This window comes from Parafrankia irregularis (assembly GCF_001536285.1).
Lineage (GTDB): Bacteria > Actinomycetota > Actinomycetes > Frankiales > Frankiaceae > Parafrankia > Parafrankia irregularis.
The window spans coordinates 35855-57975 of sequence record NZ_FAOZ01000043.1 but is presented as its reverse complement, the minus strand read 5'-3'; the positions used below and the strand labels follow the sequence as shown (position 1 = coordinate 57975).

General features: G+C 69.8%; 17 protein-coding genes. 5 read left to right on the top strand and 12 right to left on the bottom strand.

The window, feature by feature from the left end:
• Positions 1–81: 81 nt before the first annotated feature.
• The 12 genes from AWX74_RS35570 to AWX74_RS35510 form a co-directional block, all read right to left on the bottom strand.
• A complete protein-coding gene (locus tag AWX74_RS35570) occupies positions 82–2592 on the bottom strand; it encodes a tyrosine-type recombinase/integrase (RefSeq protein ID WP_200931263.1) in 2511 nt (836 codons plus the stop codon).
• Positions 2589–3833: a tyrosine-type recombinase/integrase gene (locus AWX74_RS35565; protein WP_054571614.1), complete on the bottom strand. Its 1245-nt coding sequence runs from the start codon at positions 3831–3833 to the stop codon at positions 2589–2591. Before AWX74_RS35565 ends, AWX74_RS35570 begins: the two co-directional genes overlap by 4 nt.
• Before the next feature lie 158 nt (positions 3834–3991).
• Entirely contained in the window at positions 3992–4930 is a 939-nt protein-coding gene (locus AWX74_RS35560; RefSeq protein WP_054571604.1) for a C40 family peptidase, read from the bottom strand.
• Positions 4931–5902, bottom strand: coding sequence for a replication-relaxation family protein (locus AWX74_RS35555; protein WP_091285818.1), 972 nt, complete (start codon positions 5900–5902; stop codon positions 4931–4933).
• On the bottom strand, positions 5899–6297 hold the full coding sequence (locus AWX74_RS35550) for a type IV secretory system conjugative DNA transfer family protein (protein ID WP_242666575.1): 399 nt from the start codon (positions 6295–6297) through the stop codon (positions 5899–5901). Before AWX74_RS35550 ends, AWX74_RS35555 begins: the two co-directional genes overlap by 4 nt.
• A gap of 146 nt (positions 6298–6443) precedes the next feature.
• Complete coding sequence (gene ltrA, locus AWX74_RS35545; RefSeq protein WP_054571607.1) at positions 6444–7880, bottom strand: group II intron reverse transcriptase/maturase; 1437 nt, start codon at positions 7878–7880, stop codon at positions 6444–6446.
• Between the two features lie 615 nt (positions 7881–8495).
• Positions 8496–10508: a helicase HerA domain-containing protein gene (locus AWX74_RS35535; protein ID WP_235498522.1), complete on the bottom strand. Its 2013-nt coding sequence runs from the start codon at positions 10506–10508 to the stop codon at positions 8496–8498.
• A 210-nt stretch (positions 10509–10718) separates the two neighbouring features.
• Positions 10719–12686 (bottom strand): VirB4 family type IV secretion system protein, encoded by a 1968-nt coding sequence (locus tag AWX74_RS35530; RefSeq protein WP_054571609.1) that lies wholly within the window; start codon positions 12684–12686, stop codon positions 10719–10721.
• Positions 12683–13645, bottom strand: a complete 963-nt coding sequence (locus AWX74_RS35525) for a PrgI family protein (protein ID WP_054571610.1) — start codon at positions 13643–13645, stop codon at positions 12683–12685. The genes AWX74_RS35530 and AWX74_RS35525 overlap by 4 nt, the downstream gene beginning before the upstream one ends.
• 70 nt (positions 13646–13715) lie before the next feature.
• Entirely contained in the window at positions 13716–15089 is a 1374-nt protein-coding gene (locus AWX74_RS35520; RefSeq protein WP_226931189.1) for a TrbL/VirB6 family protein, read from the bottom strand.
• Positions 15089–15736, bottom strand: a complete 648-nt coding sequence (locus tag AWX74_RS35515; RefSeq protein ID WP_226931188.1) for a pilin — start codon at positions 15734–15736, stop codon at positions 15089–15091. Before AWX74_RS35515 ends, AWX74_RS35520 begins: the two co-directional genes overlap by 1 nt.
• Positions 15733–16470, bottom strand: coding sequence for a hypothetical protein (locus AWX74_RS35510; RefSeq protein ID WP_054569116.1), 738 nt, complete (start codon positions 16468–16470; stop codon positions 15733–15735). Before AWX74_RS35510 ends, AWX74_RS35515 begins: the two co-directional genes overlap by 4 nt.
• A gap of 338 nt (positions 16471–16808) precedes the next feature.
• Here AWX74_RS35510 and AWX74_RS35505 point away from each other — a divergent pair, with 338 nt between their 5' ends.
• The 5 genes from AWX74_RS35505 to AWX74_RS35485 all read left to right on the top strand — a co-directional run bounded on the left by AWX74_RS35505 (position 16809) and on the right by AWX74_RS35485 (position 22121).
• The gene (locus AWX74_RS35505; protein WP_054569115.1) at positions 16809–17411 is read left to right on the top strand and encodes a hypothetical protein; all 603 of its coding nucleotides are present in this window, start codon (positions 16809–16811) and stop codon (positions 17409–17411) included.
• Positions 17398–18270, top strand: a complete 873-nt coding sequence (locus AWX74_RS35500) for a TRM11 family SAM-dependent methyltransferase (RefSeq protein WP_054569202.1) — start codon at positions 17398–17400, stop codon at positions 18268–18270. The genes AWX74_RS35505 and AWX74_RS35500 overlap by 14 nt, the downstream gene beginning before the upstream one ends.
• Before the next feature lie 303 nt (positions 18271–18573).
• The gene (locus tag AWX74_RS35495; protein WP_083473598.1) at positions 18574–18795 is read left to right on the top strand and encodes a DNA-binding protein; all 222 of its coding nucleotides are present in this window, start codon (positions 18574–18576) and stop codon (positions 18793–18795) included.
• 117 nt (positions 18796–18912) lie between these two features.
• Positions 18913–20391, top strand: a complete 1479-nt coding sequence (locus AWX74_RS35490) for a site-specific integrase (RefSeq protein ID WP_054569114.1) — start codon at positions 18913–18915, stop codon at positions 20389–20391.
• A gap of 434 nt (positions 20392–20825) precedes the next feature.
• The gene (locus AWX74_RS35485) at positions 20826–22121 is read left to right on the top strand and encodes a helix-turn-helix domain-containing protein (protein WP_054569113.1); all 1296 of its coding nucleotides are present in this window, start codon (positions 20826–20828) and stop codon (positions 22119–22121) included.

Genomic DNA, 22121 nt, shown 5'->3' with positions numbered 1-22121 from the left:
GGTTCTCTGAACTTGCGCAAGTCGGACAGATCATATTTGTCTCGGTTGAGTCGTTGGCTGGACGGGTGTGAGAGGATGGCCCTACTCGGGTGACCGGTTCTCGGGCGCATTGGTGGTGATGGTGCGTGCGACGAGGTGATGGACACTGGGCATGCCGAGGTGGACGGTGGTCTGCCGGTTGGTGAGGCGGTCGAGATCGGTGAGTTTTGCTTCGGCGGCGGCGAGGCTGATGGTGAGGCCCTCGATTTCGCCGAGCCATCCTTGCTGTTCGGCTTCGCTGATGCGTGCTTGCAGGTTGTCATGAACCTCGACGAGTCGTGGCCGCTGGGCCGGGTCAGGCCGCAGCATCGGGCATCGAATGCAGGCATGTTCATGGATGCACGGAGTGTTGTAGGCGCGCCCGCAGGTGCCGAGGGATACTTTGCGCCGTTGAAAGTGGCCGAAGAAGTCTTCCCATTCTTGTTCCGTCGGTGTCCGGTATTCTTCGCTGGGGCGCACGGAACGGCGTCGGGAGATCCATGCGCGGTGCGCTTCGATCGTTTCCTCGGGGTAGGTCGCCTTGTAGCCCATCGTGGTGTTGATGTCGCGGTGCCCGCAGATGGCCTGGGCGATGTGGGGTGGGAGTCCGCTCATGACAGCGTCGGTGACGAAGATGCGGCGGAAGTCGTGCGGGGTGAAGTCGAGGGGCTTTTGGTCCGGTCCAGTCAGTCCGGAGTGTGCGAGGGCGTTGCTGAGCGCCTTCTCGATGGACCGGCGTGGTATCGCTCGGTTTTCGGCGCCCCAGCGTCGTTGGAACAGCAGAGGCATCGGCGGAAGCCAGACGCATTCGTGGATGTCGTAGGAGGGGACGAGAGGCACGGTTCCAGTGGCGTCGCGGACGCGGCAGACCACGGCGCTGAGGACGTCGGCGAGTTCCGGGCTGATCAGCAGAAGGCGTTCGGTGTCAGTTTTTGACGGCGCTATCTGTAGGAGGGGAACCAGCTCGCCGGTGGCGGGAAGCTGGTATTGGATGAAGCTGTGGTGGGTGAGTTCGAGGAGTTCCTCTGCCCGGATTCCGGTGTGTCGCAGGATTTCCACCGTTGCCCATGCCCAGAACGCTTCGTGTTCTTCAAAGGTCAGGTCGTGGCGAACGCCGCTGTTCTGGTCGTCGGCCCAGACCTTCGTGCCGCCAGCGGTCGGCATGAGTGGCCGTAGAAATGTGCGGTCCGCGATGGTGAAGGTCTCACCGGGGTCGGTGCGGCGAGCGACGGCGAGACGCTCCGCGGTGTCATGGCGACGCTTCTCGACAATGCGGACAAGGGCGGGCAGGTGCGGCAGGCGCTCGCGGGTGCGCTGGTCCATCCGCGCCTTGCGGCGCATCCGCTCTTTCCACCGATTGACGTCGGCAGGCGTGACGGGGCAGGGCGCGGCCCAAGGGCCCCAACGGGCTGGGTCTTCCAACGCCCACTGCGCAATGTCAAGATAGAAGGCACGGACTGCGAACATGCAGCTCTTGGCGTTCGCCCGCGGGGTCTCCACGTCGACGAAACCCCCGTCAGTGTCGGCCGCCTTCGTAGTTCTCACTTGGATGCGTTGCTTCCAAGCCGTGGCGACCTCGTCGGGAAGGTGGAGGGAGTAGATTCCGGGATGGTGGCGCTCCAGGTCTCCCCAGAACAGGCCCGCGAGCTTTTCCGCGAGTTCCTTCAAGCTGACGTAGTCCACTGCTGGCTGCCGGTAACGCAGATACTCGACGAGGAGATTCCGCACCGGCCGGCAGCGTAGAGCGAACCGATCCACGAGCGCCTCGACGGTGAGCTGTCCGGTTGCGCCGCGGAAGGCCCGTATCGTGGGTGGCGCATCGGGAGAGAAGATCCCGGCGTCGTGCAGGAGCTGGTAAAAATAGGTCTTGCAGGTTCCACCTTTGGCCTGCACCGAGCTTTGGACGTCCAGCAACTCCACGCAATCGCCGGGGACGATATCGGCGATGAGTCCGCCTTTGCAAGCCATGATCGTGGCGGTGCGGTAGAGAGCGAGACGGACCATCAGCGGCGCCGCGGCAGGGTTCTCCCGCGCGCAGGCCCGCAGCCGGGCGAAACCGTCGGGGTCACGGGAACGTTCCATGGCCGCTTGGAAACGCGGGGAATGACGGGTCATCATCCACCGCACCCCGGGCCGGATCACATCCCCGCAGATCAAGGCGAGCAGGCCAGTCGAGAGACAGGGCTCGTTGGTGTCGTCGCCGACTCCCCGCAGCCATTGCACGGCTATTTCCCGCCAGTGCTTCCCGTCGATCTCCTGCACTCCTGTGGCGAGCCATCGCTGCTGCCAGGTAGCGCCTGAATGGCCCTGCAGCCACCGCAGGACGCCGGTGATGCCGCTGCGTCGTTTCCATTGCACGGCCTGCTTGTCAGACCCGTAGGGCGGGGGAACAAGGAGCTCAACGATGTCACGACTGCCAAGGAAGGTTTCCGGCCACGACCCCGGAACTGCCCGCGGCGGGAACTGTATCCGCAGACGCGCGGCAGCGCCAGCGGTGCCGCGCATCGTCCCGGGTTTCCTGACAATGGAATGTGACCCGATGGATGGATCCGGCCGATCCAAGACCTCGGTCACGGCGTTCTCCCGGGGAAAAGGACCTGCAGGCTGTCAGGCCGGTATCCCACGGCCGGCGGAGGCGGTGGCGCGACAAGGCCCGCGGCCTGGCGGGCATGGTGAGCGCGCATTCCGGCGAGGACCTCGTCTTCGAACGGTGTCGTGTAGATCTGCGTCGTCGTCAGGCTGGCGTGCCCGAGGACCCATTGCACGTCGGTCAATGCCACCTGGGGATCCCGTGCCATACGGTAGGCGGCCGTATGACGAAAATCATGCAAGGTCCAGTTACTCCCCAACATGGCCTGCGCCCGGTTGAGGGCCGCCCTGGCGGCATGATAAGTCAAGGGGCGAGCCGGCCGCCGCAATGTCCACCAGAGGGGGCAGTCCGGTCCGGACGGCGCCAGATCATGAACCTCCTGCTGATACAGACGAAGCCATACGAAGGCATCCGGAGACGCCGGCAGCCGCTGGATTGTCCGGGAACCTTTCCTCACAACGCTGATCAATTGCTGGCCTGGGTCAGCATCAACCTGGGTAGCCCCCAACAGCTCGGACGCGCGAGCACCGGTTGACACGTAAAACGCAACCAGTGCACGGTCGCGGTGGCTCAGCAACGCCGCGAACAACTCGTTGAAGCGCTCGTCCGGGATCGCGCGAGGTACCCGCTTCGGGATGCCCGGACGATACAAGCCGACCCTCGTGTTGCGAAACGGCTCCAGCGGATTATGGTGTGCATGGGGCCGTCCCTGGTCCTCCCGCTGCCGGACCAGCGGAAACGGATTTATGACAGGCCCACTACCCCAGCGCCGGTGGCAATCATAGAAGGCGCGCAGGACGGTTTCGCTATGCGCGACTGTACGGGCCGCATACTTCACCCCCGGGGCCGGCCTTCCCGTGACTGGGTTCGGGCGCCCCGCCCCCGATACTTTCCTCGTTCGCTGGCTCCGCGCCGGCTTGTCGATAGTTCTCAGCCAGCTGGAGAAGTCACGCGCTTCGACTCTGCCCGCCGCATCCCAGGACACATCAACCGCCCACAGGAAACGGAACCAGCGAAGAAGGTCCAGCCCATAGGAGCGTTGCGTTGCCGCCGACCGGCCTGCTGCCTGCAGATCCTTCAAATAGACCGTGACCGGCTCCACAACACGCCCAGTTCCGTCCAGCAGACGGTACGGCTCGAACAGCTCGCCCGTGTCTCGCAGGCATCCGACACAAGGCACTACCAGCGCGGCCAAGTCTCGCGACTCATTCTCAGTATCGATCATCGCCCTACTCCAGCGGACAGACGCAGAGAACGGGCGCTCACCACGCCGGAACCTCCACGCGATCCAGTGGTCTGATTGTCGCCATGCCCTTCGGTTACGACGGTGGACGGACACACAGCGAAAATCACTATTCCTATCCAGCCACACCGTGGTCACCTTCATCCCCGATCCGCAGGCCGTGTTACCCCTACAAGATTGCGCCAGATCGAGTCGATGCGGACGACGGCACCCCGATGAGGAGCATTAATCATTTGAGTTGACGAGATTGCAATCCCGACGTGCGTGACATCACCAGGCCCGGTCCCGAAGAACAGCAGGTCCCCCGGCTGCAGGACCGAGCTTGCGGGAACCAGCGGTCCCGCTTCGTACTGTTGCTGGGCGGTTCGGGGCAAGTTGACCCCGGCTGCCGCATAGGCAGCACGAGTCAGACCCGAGCAGTCAAAACCGCCGGTGACCTTGACCCGGCCATCTGGTAGTTCAGTCAACTGGGGGCCATCCCCACCCCACAGATACGGCAGACCGAGCTGGGCGGTGGCGTAGTCCACCGCGGTCAGCGCCGCCTCCGACGGCCCGGTGGTGACGGAAATGTCAGCGCTGGTGTAGACGTCAGCCTGGGTGAGAACACGCGCGACATAGGAATTGTCCTTGTTATAGGTGTAGAGCGCGGCGGGAATGTTCGCGCCGTCACGTGCGCCGGAGGCGCAGAGATAGTGCGCGGCGGAGTAGATGGCGTCGGCGGGATTGTTGATGTCGGCGGTGCCGTCGGCGTCGCCGTCGACCCCGTAGGCGGCGAACGTGGCGGGCTCGAACTGCATCGGCCCGCCGGCGTCGGAGGTCCAGTCCGGGTTCTGGCCGTGGTCGGTCTCGACTTTCCCGACCGCGGCCAGCACGCTCCAGGACAGCCCGGGGCAGGTGGCCGCGGCAGCGGCATACAACCGCTGATAGTCGGCGGGGATCTGTTGCTCCGCCGCTGGGGAGGGCGGCGGCTGCGACGTTCCGCCGCCGCTGCCACCGCCGAGGATGCCCGCGGCGGCGGCACCGGCGAGCAGCGGCACCGCGAGGAGCAGGGCGCACAGTCCGGCGAACAGCCGGCCCACTCAGCGTCCCAGCGGTGGCGGGGGGCCGAAACTCAGCGGGGGTTGGCGTGGGCTGGGAGCCGGGTCGGTGTCGTCCTCCTGGCCGGGTTCGGGGGTGTCGAGCGGGGACCGGGTGGTGATCGGTGTGCCGTACCGGTGGGTGAGGCCGTCGAGGTCGGTGCGGGTGGAGGTGTTCAGGGGCAGCCAGACCGGCCCGGCGGGCGCGAGGTCGGCCGGAGCGCGGGGCGGGGCGGGAGCGGTCAGCGGCGCGGGCGCGGCGGTGACGATGACGACCCCGGCCGGTGTCGTCGCGAGCCGGGCGCGTAGTTCCCGTTCCCGGTTCACCGACGGCAGCCAGATCAGGACGGGGCTGGTCAGGCCGCTCGAGGCGGCGAGGCGGGTGTAGCCGGGGATCTTGCGGGCGACCTGGGACAGCGACTCACTGCCGGTGTCGAACTCGACGAAGAAGTCGAGCCGCCTGCGACCGGTCTGCCAGGTGCCGTAGCCGTCGGGGCGGATCCACTGGCCCCACAGGCCGGAGGCGCGTTGTTCGGACCACCAGACGGTCAGCCCCTCGTCGTCGGGGCGGGACCGGCTGGCGTGGGCGAAGGCGGTGAAGACGGTGTTGACACCGACGAGGTGGGCCAGCCGTGGGGAGTTCGCCCAGGCGTGCAGCTTGTCGCGGCGGTAACCGAGGTCGGCGACACTCAGGCCGCGTTCGGCGGCGAGGATCGCCGCACCGGCGGGGCCGAGGATGTAGTAGTACGGGCCGGTGCCGCGTCCCCACAGGTAGTAGGGGCGGAGCCGGTCGACGGTGTGGAGCTGGTGCAGGGTCGCCAGACGCAGCCGGGTCATCCGTTCACCGGTGAACGCCAGGCGGGTGAGCTGGTGGCGGGTCAGGACACGGTGTTCGCGCAGCATCGCGAAGATCCACCGGTCCCGGGAGGTGAGCCGGCCCGCCAACCCCAGCAGGGTCTGTTCCCGCTCGCTCACGGCCGGCCTCCTCGCGGGCCGCGCCCGGCATCAGGTACCACGGCGTGGCGCCGGGCGGCTTCCCGCAGCGCGTCCGCCCGGCCCGGCACCGGGGGCGTCAGGGGTCGGGTCCGCAGGGTGAACGCCGCGGTGTCCTCCTGGTTCACGACGAGGCGGGCCGCGGCCGTCCAGGCGGGTAGCCGGGCGAGGTCGTGCTGGGTGAGGACCGGGCTGACATGCCGGGCCAGGTCCGCGGCGTCTTTCGGGGATACGCCGAAGAACAGCTTGCTGCGTGCGTTCGTACTCAGCGCGTCCGCCAGGTCATCAGGCAACTGGCGCAGATGCTGGTGGGCGAGGGTCATGGACAGCCGGTAGCCTCGGGCCTCGGCGAGCATGTCCTCCACCGCCCCCGGCATCGTCAAGAAATTTTGGTGAAAGTCGACTCGCGGCGCCCTGCCGGTGTCTCCACCGGTGGGATTCCGCGAGCCGCTTCCCGAACCGGACATGCGCATCTCTACGCATCCGGCTCTCCGCAGGTCCCGCTCGGGCATGATGGCGCTCCTCACTGTTCGACCGGCCATGGCGTGGGGATGACCTTTCCTCGGTACCGGTAGGTGGTCGTGCGTACCTCGCCGGGGTTGAAGAGGGTTATCCCGTTGCTGCTGGGCCACCAGCCGCCGTCGCAGTAGCGGCGGCGGAGTTCCTTCCAATTGTTCTTGGGATGCTTCCTCCGGATCCATTCCCAGACGTGCTTCCAGACGAAAGCGCGCAGGTACTGGAACGTTCTGGAGGACACCCCTGGCTGGAAGTAGGTGCACCAGCCCCGCAGTGCCTGGTTGAGGCCAGGTAGCAGGTCGGCCAGGTCTTGGTTCGTGGTCTGCCCGCACAACGCCTTCACCTTCATGGTGATATTGGCGAGAGATTTCTTCGCCGGGTAGGTGTAGACGAAGCGCCGATCTGTCGTCCCCTTCTTCAGGTGGCGTTGGATGCGCCACCCCAGGAAGTCCAGACCCTCGTCGATATGGGTGATCAGGGTCTTGCCCTCGGACAGGCGTAGGCCCATCGTGGACAGAACCCCCGCGATCTCCTCACGCAGGGTTTCCGCATGGTCGCGGTCACCTGCCACCATCAGGCACCAGTCATCGGCGTAACGGACCAGCCGGAAATTCGGCAGGCCCTGCCGACGACGCTTGGCCCGAAAATGCGGACTGGTCGACGGGCCGCCCGGTGCGTGGGCGATGAAATCGTCCAGCACCGACAGGGCCACGTTACTCAGCAACGGTGAGAGGATCGCCCCTTGCGGGGCGCCGGCATCGGTCTTGCGGAGCTGGCGTTCCTGCGTGAGGATGCCAGCTTTCAAGAATGCCTTCACCAGGTTCAGGACACGCTTGTCTCCGACTCGTCGACGCACCCGGCCCATCAGGGCCGTGTGGTCGATCTCGTCGAAGCACGCCTTGATGTCTCCCTCGACGATCCAGTCGTACTGTGCTTTGTTGGTCGTGAGGAAGACGATCTCGGCGACGGCGTCCCTGGCCTGGCGGTTCGGACGGAACCCGTAGGAACACGGGCGGAAATCCGCCTCGAAGATCGGCTCCAACACCAGCTTCAGCGACGCCTGGACCACCCGGTCGGCGACGGTCGGGATCCCCAGCCGGCGTAGCTGCCCGCCGGCTTTCGGGATCATCCGTTCCGCCACCGGCAACGGGGTGAACGAGCGGTCCTTCAGCGAGCCGCGAAGCTCGTCGAGGAACTGCTCGACACCGTCCGTCACCTGGATCGACCGCGCGGTGCGGCCGTCCACGCCGGCGGTCCTGGCGCCTTTGTTGCCCCGCACCCGATCCCAGGCCACCAAAAGGAAAGCCGGGTCGGTGACGAGATTGAACAGATCATCGAACCTTTGGTGAGGATCGCTGGTCGCCCAGCGGTGCAGCTTGGTCTGGATCCCCAGTACCCGACGGCGCGCCCGCATGAGCGCTTCCGTCGATGCGTCGGTATTCACCGGCGTACCCTCCTGGCATTCCAGTTCTTCGGCTGCTTGACTTGCTGGACCCCTTCGCCATGTACGCGGCTTTCCCGCGCTCGGACTACTACGGGTCCTCCGTCCCATCGCGTGGCCGTCAGACGACAACGGTCCTGCCCTTCGCCGGGACGGTGTCCCGGCGGGTAGGGCGGCCACGGATGGTTCCCACGTTCACTGCACACCGGTTGACGGAGGAGGTGCCCGACTCTTCCCCGGCAGCATCGCCAGTGGTACGCCGCAGGCATTCCCACTGGCCTCCTTCCCGTCGAAGCAGACACGGTTACGGAGTTGACCATCAACAGTTGATCGCGACGGTCACGCGCTGCATCCCAGCCCATATCCACCAGGTTGGAGCTGGTTCCTCGCTTACGGGGCTTCACACGCCGGTTCCTCTCGTACACCTTTCCGTCTCGCTTGCCGGACCCGGCCTGTCTGGTAGTTCCAGGCCGTCCCGTCGTTGTCAGGACTGCTCCCGCCCTCACCGGCGTTTCCCGGATCGGACTGTCCTCAGCTTCACCAGCCAGCTGCGACTGGCTGGCGGTGGGTCCTTTCACCCCACCCGGTGTTACGGTCATCAGCGGCTACCTGCCGCTCTCAGACCTGCAGCGCTTCGTGGCGCACCGCCTCGTCAAGGAAACAGGTGGCGTCGGGACGCTGATCGGGGTCCAGGCGGGCCCGGTGCAACACGGTTTGCCAGATTTTCGCGAGCACGACGGAGCCGACGATGCGGGACGCGTCCTCGCCGATCACGCCTTTGGGGATGCGGACGAGGAGGATCCCGCCGTGGTCGAGGACCTCACGCAGGTCCACGGTCGACGGACCCGCGGCGAGGGCCTGGCGGGCGAACCCACGCAGCAGCAGTGCGCGGAGTTTGTTGAGGATCGGGCCGATCGCGGCGGCGCGGGCCCCGTCGGACAGCTGCTCGTACCAGGTCCAGAAACTGATCAGGATCGGATCGGTCACGCCCTCGGTGGCCTGGCGTCGCGTGTTCGTCGCGGTGAGGACGCCGACGATGTCCTTCAACGTCGGCGTGATCCCGGTCCGGGTGCGGCGTTCGAGCAGGGTCAGGCAGGTCGCGCGGAGCAGGTCGTCGGTCCTCGGCCCCCAGCTATCGGACCAGATCCGGCGGAAGATCCCGACGAGCTGGTCGGTGGCGAGGTCGGGGTCGCCGCCGTCGAGGATGTTCAGACACGGTGGGGCGGCGGGGTCTTCGGGGTCGAGGAGCACAACCCTGCTGGCGGCGTCCTCGGGCAGCCGGGCCAGGACGTCGTTGACGAGGTCGCCCTTGGGGTCGAAGACCGCGAGACCGCGGCGGGCTTCCGCGTCGGCGAGGATCATGTTCGCCAGCAGCGTCGATTTGCCGGAGCCGGTGGCACCGACGACGTGGACGTGGTGGCGGGCGTCGGCGACGTTCAGCCCCACCGGACGGCGCCGGCCGGCCTCGGACATGCCCAGCGGCTTGACGCGGGGTCCGGCTTCGGGGATCCCGGCGGGCGGTGCGACGGCCGCGGCGCCCGCGCGGGACAGTCCCGGGACGGCGGTGTCCAAGGGCAGGTGGGCGAGGGCGGCGAGTTCGGTGACGGCGAGCAGGTCCCCGCGGCGTAGCCGGCGGGCGGCGAGCAGCGGAACCGGGTGGGGCAGGCGAAGCCGGCGCAAATAGTTGTGGCCGGAGTACAAGGCGAACGCGGAGGCCAACGCGTGGGCCCGGCCGCGCAGCATCACCACGGCACGACGCTGCTCGTCGGTGTCGTCGGGTGGGGTCAGGTGAGCCGCCGCGTAGGTGACCGTCGCCTCCCACCGCGGCCCGACCGCCTTGATGCCCATGGCGCGCGACGCTGCGGAGTCCTCCGGCGGGGTCGGCCCGGTCTGGCCCACGACCTGCCCGGCCGCCGGGCGGGGCCCGGCGTGAGGGGTGATCAGGTCGAGGGCGCGACCCACCGGGCTGGGCGTGTACTGGCCCCGTTGGCGTGCCGCCGCACGCCGTGCCAGGGTCAGACGCCGTCCGGTGACCGGCCGGGCCAGCAGCTGGACGACGGCGGCTTCGTCGTCGTCGAGCTCGGACGCGGCACTGAGCAGGGAGCGGATCGGGTCGCCGGAGGTGTCGGCGCGTAGCGGGAGGACGTCGACCTGGGCGAGGCGGAGTTGCCCGCCGATCGCCAGCGCGTCCCCCGGCAGCGGCGCGTCCGCCGGGCGGGTCGTGGTCCGGGCGCCGGGCCACGCGGCCTGCACCGCCCGCTCCACCATGCCCGGTGGGACCGGGCCGGGGACCCACAGCCGGATCACGGTCCCGGCGCGGGTGGCGAGCAGTTCCCAGCCCAGATGGGGCTGGCCGTGGAACAGCCGTTCCCAGAAGGGGCGTTGCAGGCCACCCATCTGCCCCCAGAAGATCTCCGCGGCGTGGGCGGACACCTCGGGCGGGGTCAGGATCTCCACCGTCCGCGCCCCGTCGAGCAGTACCGCGTGCCGGTGGGCACGGACCCGGCCCCGGGCGTAACCCGCCGCCACCACCAGGGCAACGGTGAGGACGGCGAGCGGCCACCAGCCGGCATGGCCGGCCAGCCAGCTGCTTACACCGGTGAGGATCCGGCCGGGATCGGTGAGCCACACCGGCACCTCCGGAGCGGGCGGAGGGGGCGGAGGAGGAACGGGGGGGAGCCCCGCGGAGGGGGCCGAACTGGCGAGAATCACGAAGGTGCCTCCAGGCTTACGAGCAGGACACACAGGACATGGCCGGACGGGATCGCCGGGCCGGCGTCGTGCCGCCGCCGGGGGGTTTCGTCGGCGGCACGACCGGGCCGGGATGTGGTGCGGGGCGGGTTAGAACGGGTCGGTGTCGTCGTCCACCGGCCGGGCAGCCGGCCGGCGTGGACCACGACCCACACCGGTCTCCGCCTGGGCGGGGGTCTGCGGACGGGCCGCGTCGAGCAGGTCGCCGTCACCGGAATCGATGCCGGTGGTGGTGTCGACCGGGTCTGTGGTGATCAGGTCGTATTCGGCCGGTGAGGCGAGGACGTGCAGGGCGGTGCGCTGCCCGGTCCCGGTGAGCAGGAGGGCGTCGCCGGGGCCGGCGGTGAGCAACTGGGTGGCCTCGCCGTCGGTGAGCTTGTAGACGCGGCGCAGCTCGTCGATCACGCTGGGGTCCTGACGCAGCAGGATCTGCGTCGCACTGTTCGCGACGACCGCCCGCCCCAGCTCGGAGCCGAGCAGGTCGGCGGAGTCCTGGGTCGCGATGGCGAGCCCGGCCCAGTGCTTGCGGGCCGCCTTCGCCAGCCGGAACAGGAACCTCGCACCGGCGGGGTGCGACATGAGCAGCCAGCCCTCGTCCACCACGACCAGGCGTCGGCGTCGCTTCGCCGGGTCAGCGACGCCTCGCCAGATCGCGTCCAGCGTGAGCAGCGTCCCGACCGCTTTCAGCTCATCGGGCAGGGCACGCAGGGAGTAGACGACGAGATGCCCGGTGGGCTGGGTGCTGGTCGGATGCGCGAACAGACCGGCGTGCGACCCCGACACGAACGGGGCGAGACGGGCGGCGAGCGCGGGGCCCGCCGGGTCCTCGAGACCGGTGAGGGCGGCGGCGACGTCGGCGAGCAGGGGCGCGGGCCGGGTCCAGGTGCTCGGATCGTGGGTGATGCCCGCCTGCTGGTAGGCGGTGAGGATCGCCGCGTCCAACACCGCCCGGTCCCCCGCGCCCAGACCGCTGTCGGGGCCGGTGCGGTCACCGAGCAACGTGGAGATCAGGGTGTGGCAGAACAGAGCGCGCCGCGTCAGCAGGTCGGGGTCCTGGCGGGAGTGAGCCGGCAGGTCGAGCGGGTTGAGGTGGACTCCGGGGGCGCCGAGAGCGAGGCGGGTCCCACCGACGGCGTCGGCGAGCCGGGCGTACTCGTCCTCCGGATCAATGACCGTGACGTGGACGCCCTGGTAGAGGGAACGCAGAACGTCGATCTTCATTAGGAAGCTCTTCCCGGCACCGGAAGCGCCGGTGGTGACCGAGTTGTAGTTCGGCTGCGCCCACCGATCAGCGCTCACGATCCCGGCGGAGTACAGGTTCGTGCCGTAGACGACGGGCGCCGCACCGGGGCGGTCCACGTCGGGCAGTGGCAGGTCGGGGGTGGTGAACGGGATCCCCGCGGCCAGCGCTTCGGTGTCGAACGCGCGGCGGATGTGGAGGAGGTCCAGGCCGAGGGGCAGGGTCGAGACCCAGCCCTGCACCGTCCGGTACCGGGCCCGGCGGACCGTGAGCAGCAGGCTGTGCGCGAGCGCGGTGACCCGCGCGGCCTCCTCGGCGAGCTGGTCGCGGGTGTCGGCGTAGACGGTCAGATACAGGCCGACGCGGAACAGGCGTGCCTCGCCGCGGGCGACCTGGCGGGCCAGCTCGCCCGCGTCCGCGGCGGCGGCGTCGAGCTCGGGGTCGACGAGCCGCCCCGCGGCGGCGTCGGCACGGCGGTCGGACTCGAGGCGGCCCAGCTGGCGGCGCAGCCGCAGCGCCGCCACCGCGGGTGGGGTCGGGTCCACATGCAGGGCGACATCGACCCGGCCCGGGTAGGCGAGCAGCGGCTCCATCCACCCGGGGCCGACTTCCCGTGGGTAGCCGACCACGACGATGGTGGTCGCGCAGATCCCACTGACCTCGACCTGCCCCGACTCGACCAGCAGCGCCGGTGGGGTGAACAGTGCCGGGCCCTGTGCCGGGAGCCCCGTGCCTGCCCCCTGCCTGCGGCCGGGAAGCAGAGGCCGGCGGCCGGCTGAGGGCGGGGCGAGGTGCGGGCGGTGGCGGGTGCGGCTCATCGGCGGGCTCCGATCGGGGTGTGGCCGCGGACCGGGCCGGTCGCGGTGACGTGCTCGGGGGGCGGCGGGCCGGCAGGGTCGGCGGCGGCGGCGAGCAGGGCGGTCAGCTCCGGGCCGGTGAGGATCCGGCCGCGTAGCCCGGCGGCGGCGAGCAGGCCGAGGGCTTCCTCGATGCGGCGTGCCGCGGTGGCGGCGGCGGTGTCCCGCCCACCGCGGCCCGGCGGGATGGGTTCGTGGGCGGTGAGCAGGATCTGCCGGGTCCGCAGCTGCCGGGTCGCCGCGAGATCGCCGAGGAACACGGCGTGATCGCGGGCAGCGGCGGCCAGTGCCGGGTGGGGTGCCTGCTCCGCGAGGGCACGAAGCCGGTCCAGGTGCGGGTCGAGGCGGACCGGTACGCCGCGGAGGGTGATCTGGACCGGGCCGGACAGGGCGTTGAGCATCCGCCCGTAGCCGGTGACCTTCCGCGCGGTGTCGGCGTCACCGGCCAGGGCCAGGTTCACCCCGGCGATCTCGGCGACGACGGCGACCGCGCCGTGCAGGTCGACGACACCGGCCGCGTCGACTCCGGCGGCCAGCGGCCTGGCCGCCACGGGCTTGCGGCGGCGGGCGGCGGGGATGTCCGGGACCCAGCCGGGCTGCGCGGGCACCCCGTCGGGGGCGACGATCTGGACCTTGGGGGTGCGGTGGTGGGCCAGGGCCGCGGTGGCGTACCGGTCCGCGGTCAGCCCGCCGCGCTGCCCCAACGCGAGCGCCACACCGGCGCCGAGCAGCGGCACCACCAGCAGCGCCACCACCGGCAGCGGCAGATACGGCGACGCCGTCCAGTACACCGCGAGAGCGAGCAGCACCGGTGGCGCGAGCAACGTCAGCTGCCGGGCAGTCAGACCGGCCAGGATCCGGTCCGGCCGGTCGACATCGGAGGGAATACGAACCCTGTCAGATCCGGGTATTTCAGGCATGCGTGAGTACGACCTTTCAGGCGACAGAACGAGAAAGGGAGAGGAGAAAGGGGGATGGCGGTAAGGCCGGTCAGAGCGGGATACCGAGCCGGCGGGCGCCTTGGCGCAGCAGCCGGTACTTCACCAGCGACACGACGGTCGACCGGCCGCCGCCCATCAGGTGCTGGGTGGCATACGACTGGATCTTCACGGCGAGGTAGAACAAGGCGGCGGAGGTGAGCAGGTTCGCCAGGGTGTCCGACGTCGGGATCGGGTTGTAGGCGCCGTCATCGGTGGCGAGCAGGACCCGGATGCCCAGGGTGAGCAGGACCGACTGGCCGACCTGCACCGCCAGGCAGCTCCCGAGGGCCCGCCACCACAGGTTCGCCGCGCCCTCGGTCCAGGGCAGGCCATGGCAGATCAGCAGCAGCGGGCCGGCGACGGCCAGGGCCATCATCGCCGCCACCCGGATGATCCACCCGACGATCAGCATCACCATCAGCCCGACCACGCCGATCGCGAGCAGGACCAGGAAGATATCGGCCAGGGCGCCGGCGGCCAGCACGGTGAGTAGCGCACTGAACGCGCCGCTGCTGTCGAGGCCGCCCATGTCCGTGAAGGCCCGGGACAGGGCGTTCGCGGCGGTGATGGCCCAGCTCATCAGGGGCAGGGAGAGGTTCGCGGCGCCGAACCCGAGGATCATCCGCGGCAACATCTCTTTGGCGGTGGCGCGGGTCTGCACGCTGTCGTAGCCCATCGCGGCGACACCGCCGGCCATCAGGACCAGCAGCATCAGACTGTCCGCGATCAGCAGGGTGCCTTTCCACAGCTCCCGGACCCGTGGCTGCTGGGTCACGTCCGGGGTGGACAGCACCGTCTGACCGAGCAGGCGTACGACCGGCTCGACCGCCGCCTCGACGAGCCCGGCGAACCAACCGTTGATCGCCCTCAGGATCCGCCCCGGAATATCGAGCCAGCCGAACGAGAGCAGGCTGCTCACCCAGCCGCCGTCACCGCCCGCGTTCGGGTCCGGGGACGCCCCGGGCTGCGGGTTCGGGGTCGGGGTCGGCTGCCCCGCCGCCGGATCCTCACTCGGGTCCGCCGGGGCCGTCGGCGCGAGCTCCGCCGACGGTGGCGGCGGGACGTCGCCGGTACCGCTGTCCGCCGCCGGAGCCCCGGCGGAGGGACGGGGGGTGGCCCCGGCGGAAGGGTCGGGTGTCGCCCCGGCGGAGGGGGACGGCGCCGACGGGGATGCCCCCGCCTCCGGGGCGGAGGGGTCCACCTGCCGCGCCGGAGTCCCGGCCGGAGCGGGTGCGGGAGACGCCGCCGGAGGAGCCGGAACCGTGACCGCGTCGGCGACCCCGACCGACCCGGCCAGCACCCCCGCACCCACCACCAGCACACACACCGCCACCCCGGCCCGCCGTGCCCACGGCCGCCGTGGCCTGCGCGGTGGTCGGGGCATCAGGCACCGACCACGGACTGCAAGGCCTTCACCAGGAGCGGGGCGAGGACGGCCAACCCGTAGCCGAGCGCCGCGTTACGGAACGAGCCCTTCGCCCGCTCGACCTCGCCGGGATCCCCGTTCGCGCTCGCGTACCGCGCCGCCCCAAGCGTGAAGAAGAACGTCGCGACCGTCGCGAGGATCCCCATCATCCAGTTCCGCGCGTTGTCCAACACGGTCTTCAGATCCGGCGCGGTCGACACCCCGGCCGGCGGAGGCGGAGCCACCTGCGCCACCACCGCCGCATCGGACACCCCCGCCAGGACGATGACCCCGACGACGACCCCGGCCAGCAGCACCGCCAGCCGCAACAGCCGCCGCCGGTCCGCCTCACTCCCCGCGCCCCGGGCAAGCCACGGCTCGTCACACACCAGGAGAAGCAGCGCGAACACCGCGCACAGCACCGCCGCGGCGACCCGGGCCCACCCCGCCGGCGAGCCGATCAGTTCCCACCCGGGACCGGGAGCGGACCCGGCCGGGCTCAGGACCCACCCCAGCCCTCCGGCGAGCCCCGCGCACACCCCGAGCCACAGGTCCGCCGGCACCCGCCCCACCCGACGACGCACCGCACGCACCAGCCGGACCCACACCGCCGAGAACCGGGTCATCGGCCACCACCCGTGCCGGGGCCCAGCTCACCGGCCCCGACCGCGACGGCCAGCTCCAGCTCCGCGGCGTCGCGGCGGATCGCGAGCTCCTCACCCGGGACACCGCTGCGCTCGGACACCGCCGCCACCGTCACCCCCTGCAGCCGGGTCAGCGCCAGCAGCCGCGCGTCCGGCGGGCTGATCACCGCCCGTTCCACCGCCTGCGCGAGCAACCACCGAGGCTCGAGCCACGGCCGCGGCAAGGCGCCCAGGACCGGAAGGTCCATTCCGGGCTTGCGATAGCCGGCCACCTCGACCAGCCCCGCCTCGTAGGCACCGAACGCCAGACGGCCGGGGATTCCCCGCGTCCCGGCGGGCAGCCCGGCGTACACGTCGATAAAGCCGGTCAGCACCTCCGCGTCCAGATCGGCGGCCTCGCCGCGGTAGACCGGGGCCAGCGTGGCCGTGATATGCCGCAGCGCCGGCATCGCCATTCCCACGGCCGCGACCTTCCACGCGTCCACGTCCCGCGCCGCGAGAAGAAACGCCCACACCGCGTTCCGGGTCGCCCACGAGGCCTGCGGCCGAGTCATCTCCACCCGCAGGTCCCGCAGACCGAACCACCGGTCCGCCAAACCCGGGAAATCGGCGCCGTTCACCCCCAGCCCACCCGGGGATTCCGTCAGGGTCAGAAACGACGTCTCGACCAGATCCAACGCCGATCCCGTCGTGTCCTCAAAATCGTGCACCGCCATGGATGGACTCCCGTCCGTGAGGCCCTGTGTTTCGGTCGGCCCCAAGGACGCCACACCCCATCTGACGGTGATCTGACACTGATCTGACACTCGTCCACGCCCAGGCAGACAGGGCGAAAAGGCCTCCGGAAGCGATCTGACGGTGATCTGACACTGATCTGACGGTGATCTGACTCTGATCAACAACGCTGCCGTGAACCCCGCAGATGATCAGAGTCAGATCTGTGTCAGATCACCGTCAGACGGTCTGGAAAACACTCGGCCCCACACACCCCATCCCGCCGCCCGCCGCCCTTCCCAGGGTGGCGTGCGCCGGAATTCCCGTGCGGAGGAACCGAATGCCCCAGCCCCGTCCCAGCCGAACCACACAGCCGCGGATCATTCCGCTCACCGTCTGGCCCACCGCCACCCCGGAAATCTCCGGGGCTCTCCCCGCCGAGGCCGCCGCCCGCGCCCTCGCTACCTTCAGCAACACGCGCGACCTTGTCATCAGCCTCGACGACAGGGGAATCCTCACCGGGGCCGCTGACTATCTTCGGCGCCGCTACATCGCGCTCCGCCGCACACCGGAGGGCACCATTCCCGGCAGCACCAGAAACTGGGACGGCGACGCGGGACTCGTCATCGACCACCCGCCCGCCGCCAGCCCGGAAACACTTCTCGCCGACCTGAGCACCCTCGCCCGCATGCTCCGACCCGGGGGATATTGCCTCACCGTGCACACCCCTGCCGGCGGGTCCGCCGATCCGCTCGCGGACACCATCACCGCAGCCCGTGCAGCCGGGCTGCGCTACCTCCAGCACATCATCATCCTCACCAGTCCCATCCAGGACGACGGCCTTCACCCCCCGGCGGACATCCCGTCCGATCACGGGCCCCTGCATCCGGTCCACACCGATCTGGCCGTGTTCGCCAAGCCCGGTGGTGGTGCGCGTGGCTGACCGCCATATCCCCGTCCCGCTCACCGTCTGGGCGGTATCGCAGACCCATCCCCGTTTCCAGCGGCTGAACCGATACGTGCCCGAATCCCTGGCGCATCCCGCCCGGATGCTGCCCGCTCTCGCCCGGCACATCATCGACGCCTTCACCGAGCCCGGTGATCTTATCGTCGACCCCATGTGCGGTATCGGCACCACACTGGTGGAGGCCGCCCACCTCGGACGGAACGCCCTCGGGATCGAATACGAGTCCCGCTGGGCCGTCATCGGTCGCGCCAACGCCACCCTCGCGCTCACCCAGGGCGCCACCGGGACCATCCGGCTCCTCACCGGAGACTCCCGCCAGCTCCCCGACCTCGCCCCCGAGGCCGCGCGGGGAAAGGCCGCGCTGGTGCTCACCTCGCCGCCCTATGGGAAAGCGACCCACGGCACTGTCGAGGCGGACCGTGAGAACGGGGTCCGGAAACGGGACTACACCTACAGCACCGGCAGGGGAAACCTCGCCAACACCGACCTCACCGATCTCCTGGCCGGATTCACCGAGATTCTCACCGGCGCCGCGGCCCTTCTCCGCCCCGGTGGAATCGTCGCGGTCGCGGTGCGTCCGTACCGCCAGGACGGCGAGCTCGTCGACCTTCCCGGCGCGATCCTGCACAGCGCCCAGCAGGTCGGGCTCGTCCGCGTCGCCCGCGCCGCGGCGCTCCTCGCCGGTCTGCGCCAAGGCCGTCTGGTGTCCCGCACGACGTTCTTCGCCCTCCACAACGCCCGCACCGCCCACGCCGCCGGCACCCCCCTCCACGTCACCGCCCACGAGGACATCCTGCTTTTCACCACCCGGCCGATACCCGACCAGCAGACCTGACACCAGCTCTGACCTGCATAAACAGGACCTGACGGTGATCTGACAGTGATCTGACGGTGATCTGACACAAGTTGCACACGCAATAACAGTCAGATCACCGTCAGATCATCTTCGGACCCGGGGGCGCCCGCCCCGGCGCGCGACGGTCCGCGCCGGCACCGCCGCGCCGCCCGCCCGCCCGCCCGCCCGCCCGGCGGACGCCCCCGGCCCTTTCCCGTGCCTCTCGGGGAGCCCTTTCGGGAAGCAGCGCCGAGGCTCGCCCGCCCCCAGAGGAGAACCGCACCCGTCCTCGCGAGGAGTCGAGTGAAGACGTGGACTGAAAAAGAAATAGATCAGCTCGGGGCACGAGTCGGCATTGTCACCGCCGGTGAAATCCTCGGTATCGGCCGGACGAAGGCCTACGAACTCGCCGCCCGCGACGAGTTCCCCGTCCCCGTACTCCGCATCAAAGGCCGCTACCAGGTACCCACCGCACCCCTCAAACACCTTCTCGGGATTCACAAAGAAAATGGGGAATCCGCTTGACAGGAAACGAAACGACCGGGCTGAATCGAATGCGTTCCCGGGCGGCGTATTCGATTATCCGACCGGCCGGGCCCACCACATTCTTCGCCTGCTACTGGAGCGCCCGTGACGAGTCCCATGGCTAACCCGAACGGATCGATCTTCAAGCGGTGCGGATGCCGCGACCCGGAAACCCGCCGGCAGCTGGGAAACAGCTGCCCGAAGCTCCGCAGGAGGAACGGTATCTGGAGTTCCCATCACGGGACCTGGCACTACCGCGTGGACCTTCCTCCGAGCGCCGACGGCCGCCGGCAGGAAGCGCGCCGGTCTGGTCTTCCTTCGCACGACGCGGCCAGCGACGAGATCAGGAATATCCAGGATCTCGTGGCCATTCCCGGGAGCGACAGCCACGGCGTCGGCCAGATCCGGGACCTCATCCTCGACGCGATCAAAGCCGGGGATCCGCTGCCGGATCCCGCCGTGGTCAAGGAAAGGTACCGGCGCCGTGCCGACCTCAACCCGCAGATCACTGTCGGGGAATGGCTATACACCTGGCTGGCGGGACGTCGCACGATCCGACGGTCCACCCGCGAAGGGTACGAGGTATCGATCCGCATGCACCTGGTGCCGTTCATCGGGGACATCCGGCTCGATCAGCTCACGATCGGCCATCTCGATGACATGTTCGACCGGATCGACATCCGTAACGAGACGATCCGGCGGATCCGCGCCGGGAAGGACCCCGAGCGTCGGGAGATGTTCAAGGGGCAGAAAGTCACCAGCGACGCCTACAAACAGCGGATCCGGGCCACGCTGCGCGCGGCGCTCAACCACGGCATCCGCATCGGTCTGATCACGTTCAACCCGGCGGCGTGGGTCGAGCTCCCTTCCGGGAAGCGACCCAAGGCGTTGCTGTGGACGAAGGAACGTGTCGCCCGCTGGCGCGCCACCGGCGAGGTTCCCTCACCGGTGATGGTGTGGACCCCGGCCCAGACCGGTGCTTTCCTCGACCTCGCGGAAGCACGGAACGACCGGTACTACGAGCTGTATCACCTCATCGCCCACCGTGGTCTGCGCCGTGGAGAGGCCTGCGGTGTCCACTGGACCGATCTCGATCTCGACGAGGGCAGCCTCACCGTCCGCTGGCAGATCACCCAGTACGGGGCGGACACCGAGATGGGCGCCCCGAAATCCGATGCCGGAGACCGGCAGATCTCCCTCGACGCCGACACCGTCACGGTTCTCCGTCACCGCCGTGCCCGCCAGAACGCCCACCGTCTCTCCCACGGCGCGCACTGGGCCGACAACGGTCTCGTCTTCACCGAACCCAACGGCTCTCCGCTCATTCCCGATGAGGTCACCAAGCATTTCAAGGAGCTCGTCGCCGCCGCCGGCCTACCTCCGATCCGCCTGCACGATCTGCGGCACGGAGCGGCGACCCTCGCCCTCGCGGCCGGCGCCGATATCAAAGCCGTCCAGGAACTCCTCGGACACGCCAGCATCGCCATCACCGCGGACACCTACGCCCATATCCTCCCCGAACTCGCCCGCGAGATAGCCGAAGGCGTCGCCCGTCTCATCCCCCGCCAGAAAAGCGCCCGCACCATCAAGGAATAGCCAGGCAGAAGGGAGGGCCCGGACACCGTGACGGTGTCCGGGCCCTCCCTTCTGCCTGGCAGGACCGCGCACGACGCGAACGCGGGACCGGTTCCCCGGCGGCGGCTCCGCCGGACCCAGCACGGGCGTGATCGGCGCGCGGCAACCCGACCCGGCGTCCTGCGGCGCCACCGCGACCCCCGTTCGGCGGTGGCCACGACCCCGCCAGTACGTCGTCGCGGGTCGGCCTGATGGTCGGGGGTGCGGGTCAGGTTCCGGGTCCGTTCGTCCGGTTCCCGATCGTCCGGCCCCGCCGGCCAGCAGGCGCGGTCGCCGGCGTGGGCCGGTGCCGTCCACAGCCCGTCCACTGGCGACCGGATGATGACGGAAGGTAGCAGGTCGGCTAGCGTCGTGCCGTCGACGGCTCCTGCCGGACGATCTGTGGGAGGTGGGCAGTGGCAGGTCACCGTCATCCTCCGAACCGGAACCTGGCCTGGGAACGGCTCGAGCGTGGCTGGTCGCAGGACGAGGTCGCCCGCCGCGTCGGCGCGGAGATGGACCGGGCCGGTGAGACCTACACCGGTCTGTCGGCCAACACGGTCCGCCGCTGGGAGACCGGTGAGCGCCGTCCCGAACCTCGGTACCGCAAGCACCTGGTGACCCTGTTCGGGAAACCCGCGAGCGAGCTCGGCCTCCTGACAGAGGAGGAGCTCAGGATGCGCCCTGACACGTCGAGGAGACGGGAGGACGGCATGGCCAGCGAGTACTGGGACCGCGCCGCGGTCCTGCGCGCGATGCTGGGAGCGGGAACGCTGCCGCTGCTGAGCCCGCTTCTGTCCGCGACACCGGCCGACGGCGCTACGCCGGCCGGGTCGTCCGAGGTGGCACCCGGCGCCTACGCGAGGATCGCCCAGGGGCAGTGGGAGCTCTACTGGACCAGCCCCGCGGGTCCGTTGTTCGAGGCGTCCTACGCGCACACCCATCTGGGTGTCGCGCTCGTGCGCGGAGCCCGTGGCGCGGACCGCGTGGCGCTCGCCGCCGGGCTGGTCCAGTCGGCGTTGCTCACCGGCCGCCTCGCCTTCTTCGATCTCGGTCAGCCGGCCGTCGCCTCACGGTGCTACGAGGTCGCGCTCACCGCCAGCAGGGAGGCCGGGGACCACGCGTTCGCCGCCGCGGTCCTGGGCCATATGGCCTTCGTGCCCGGCTGGGGGCGGGATCCCGACGCTGCGCGGAACCTGATCACCGCCGCGTTGCAGCACTGCTGGCACGGCGTCGATCCCCTCGTCCGCTCATGGTTGCACGGTGTGTCCTCGGAGATCGAGGCCAGAAGCTGCGCCCCGGCGGCCAGCCGTCACCAGATCGACCTCGCCGAAGCGTCACTACCCGACGGGGGCAGCGGTCTGGCCTGGTTCGACTTCTACGACGCGGCCCGGCTGGACTCCTTCGCCGGCTACGCCGCCCTCACCACCGGCGATCACGCGGAGGCCGCCCGCCGGCTCACGGCGGCGGCCGGCGGGCTCGGGACGCGGGGAGGCAAGCAGCGGATCGTGGTGCTGGCCGATCTCGCGGGCGCCTGTGGCGGGGATGGTGACCGCGTCGCGGACTACCTCGGCCAGGCGATCGAGGCGCTCACCGTCGACTGGTACGCGACCGGCCTGGACCGTGTCCGCGCGCTGCGGCCCCTGCTGGGAGACAGCGCGCACGGCCGGCACCTCGACGGGCGGATCCGAGCGCTGTCACCGGCACCCTGA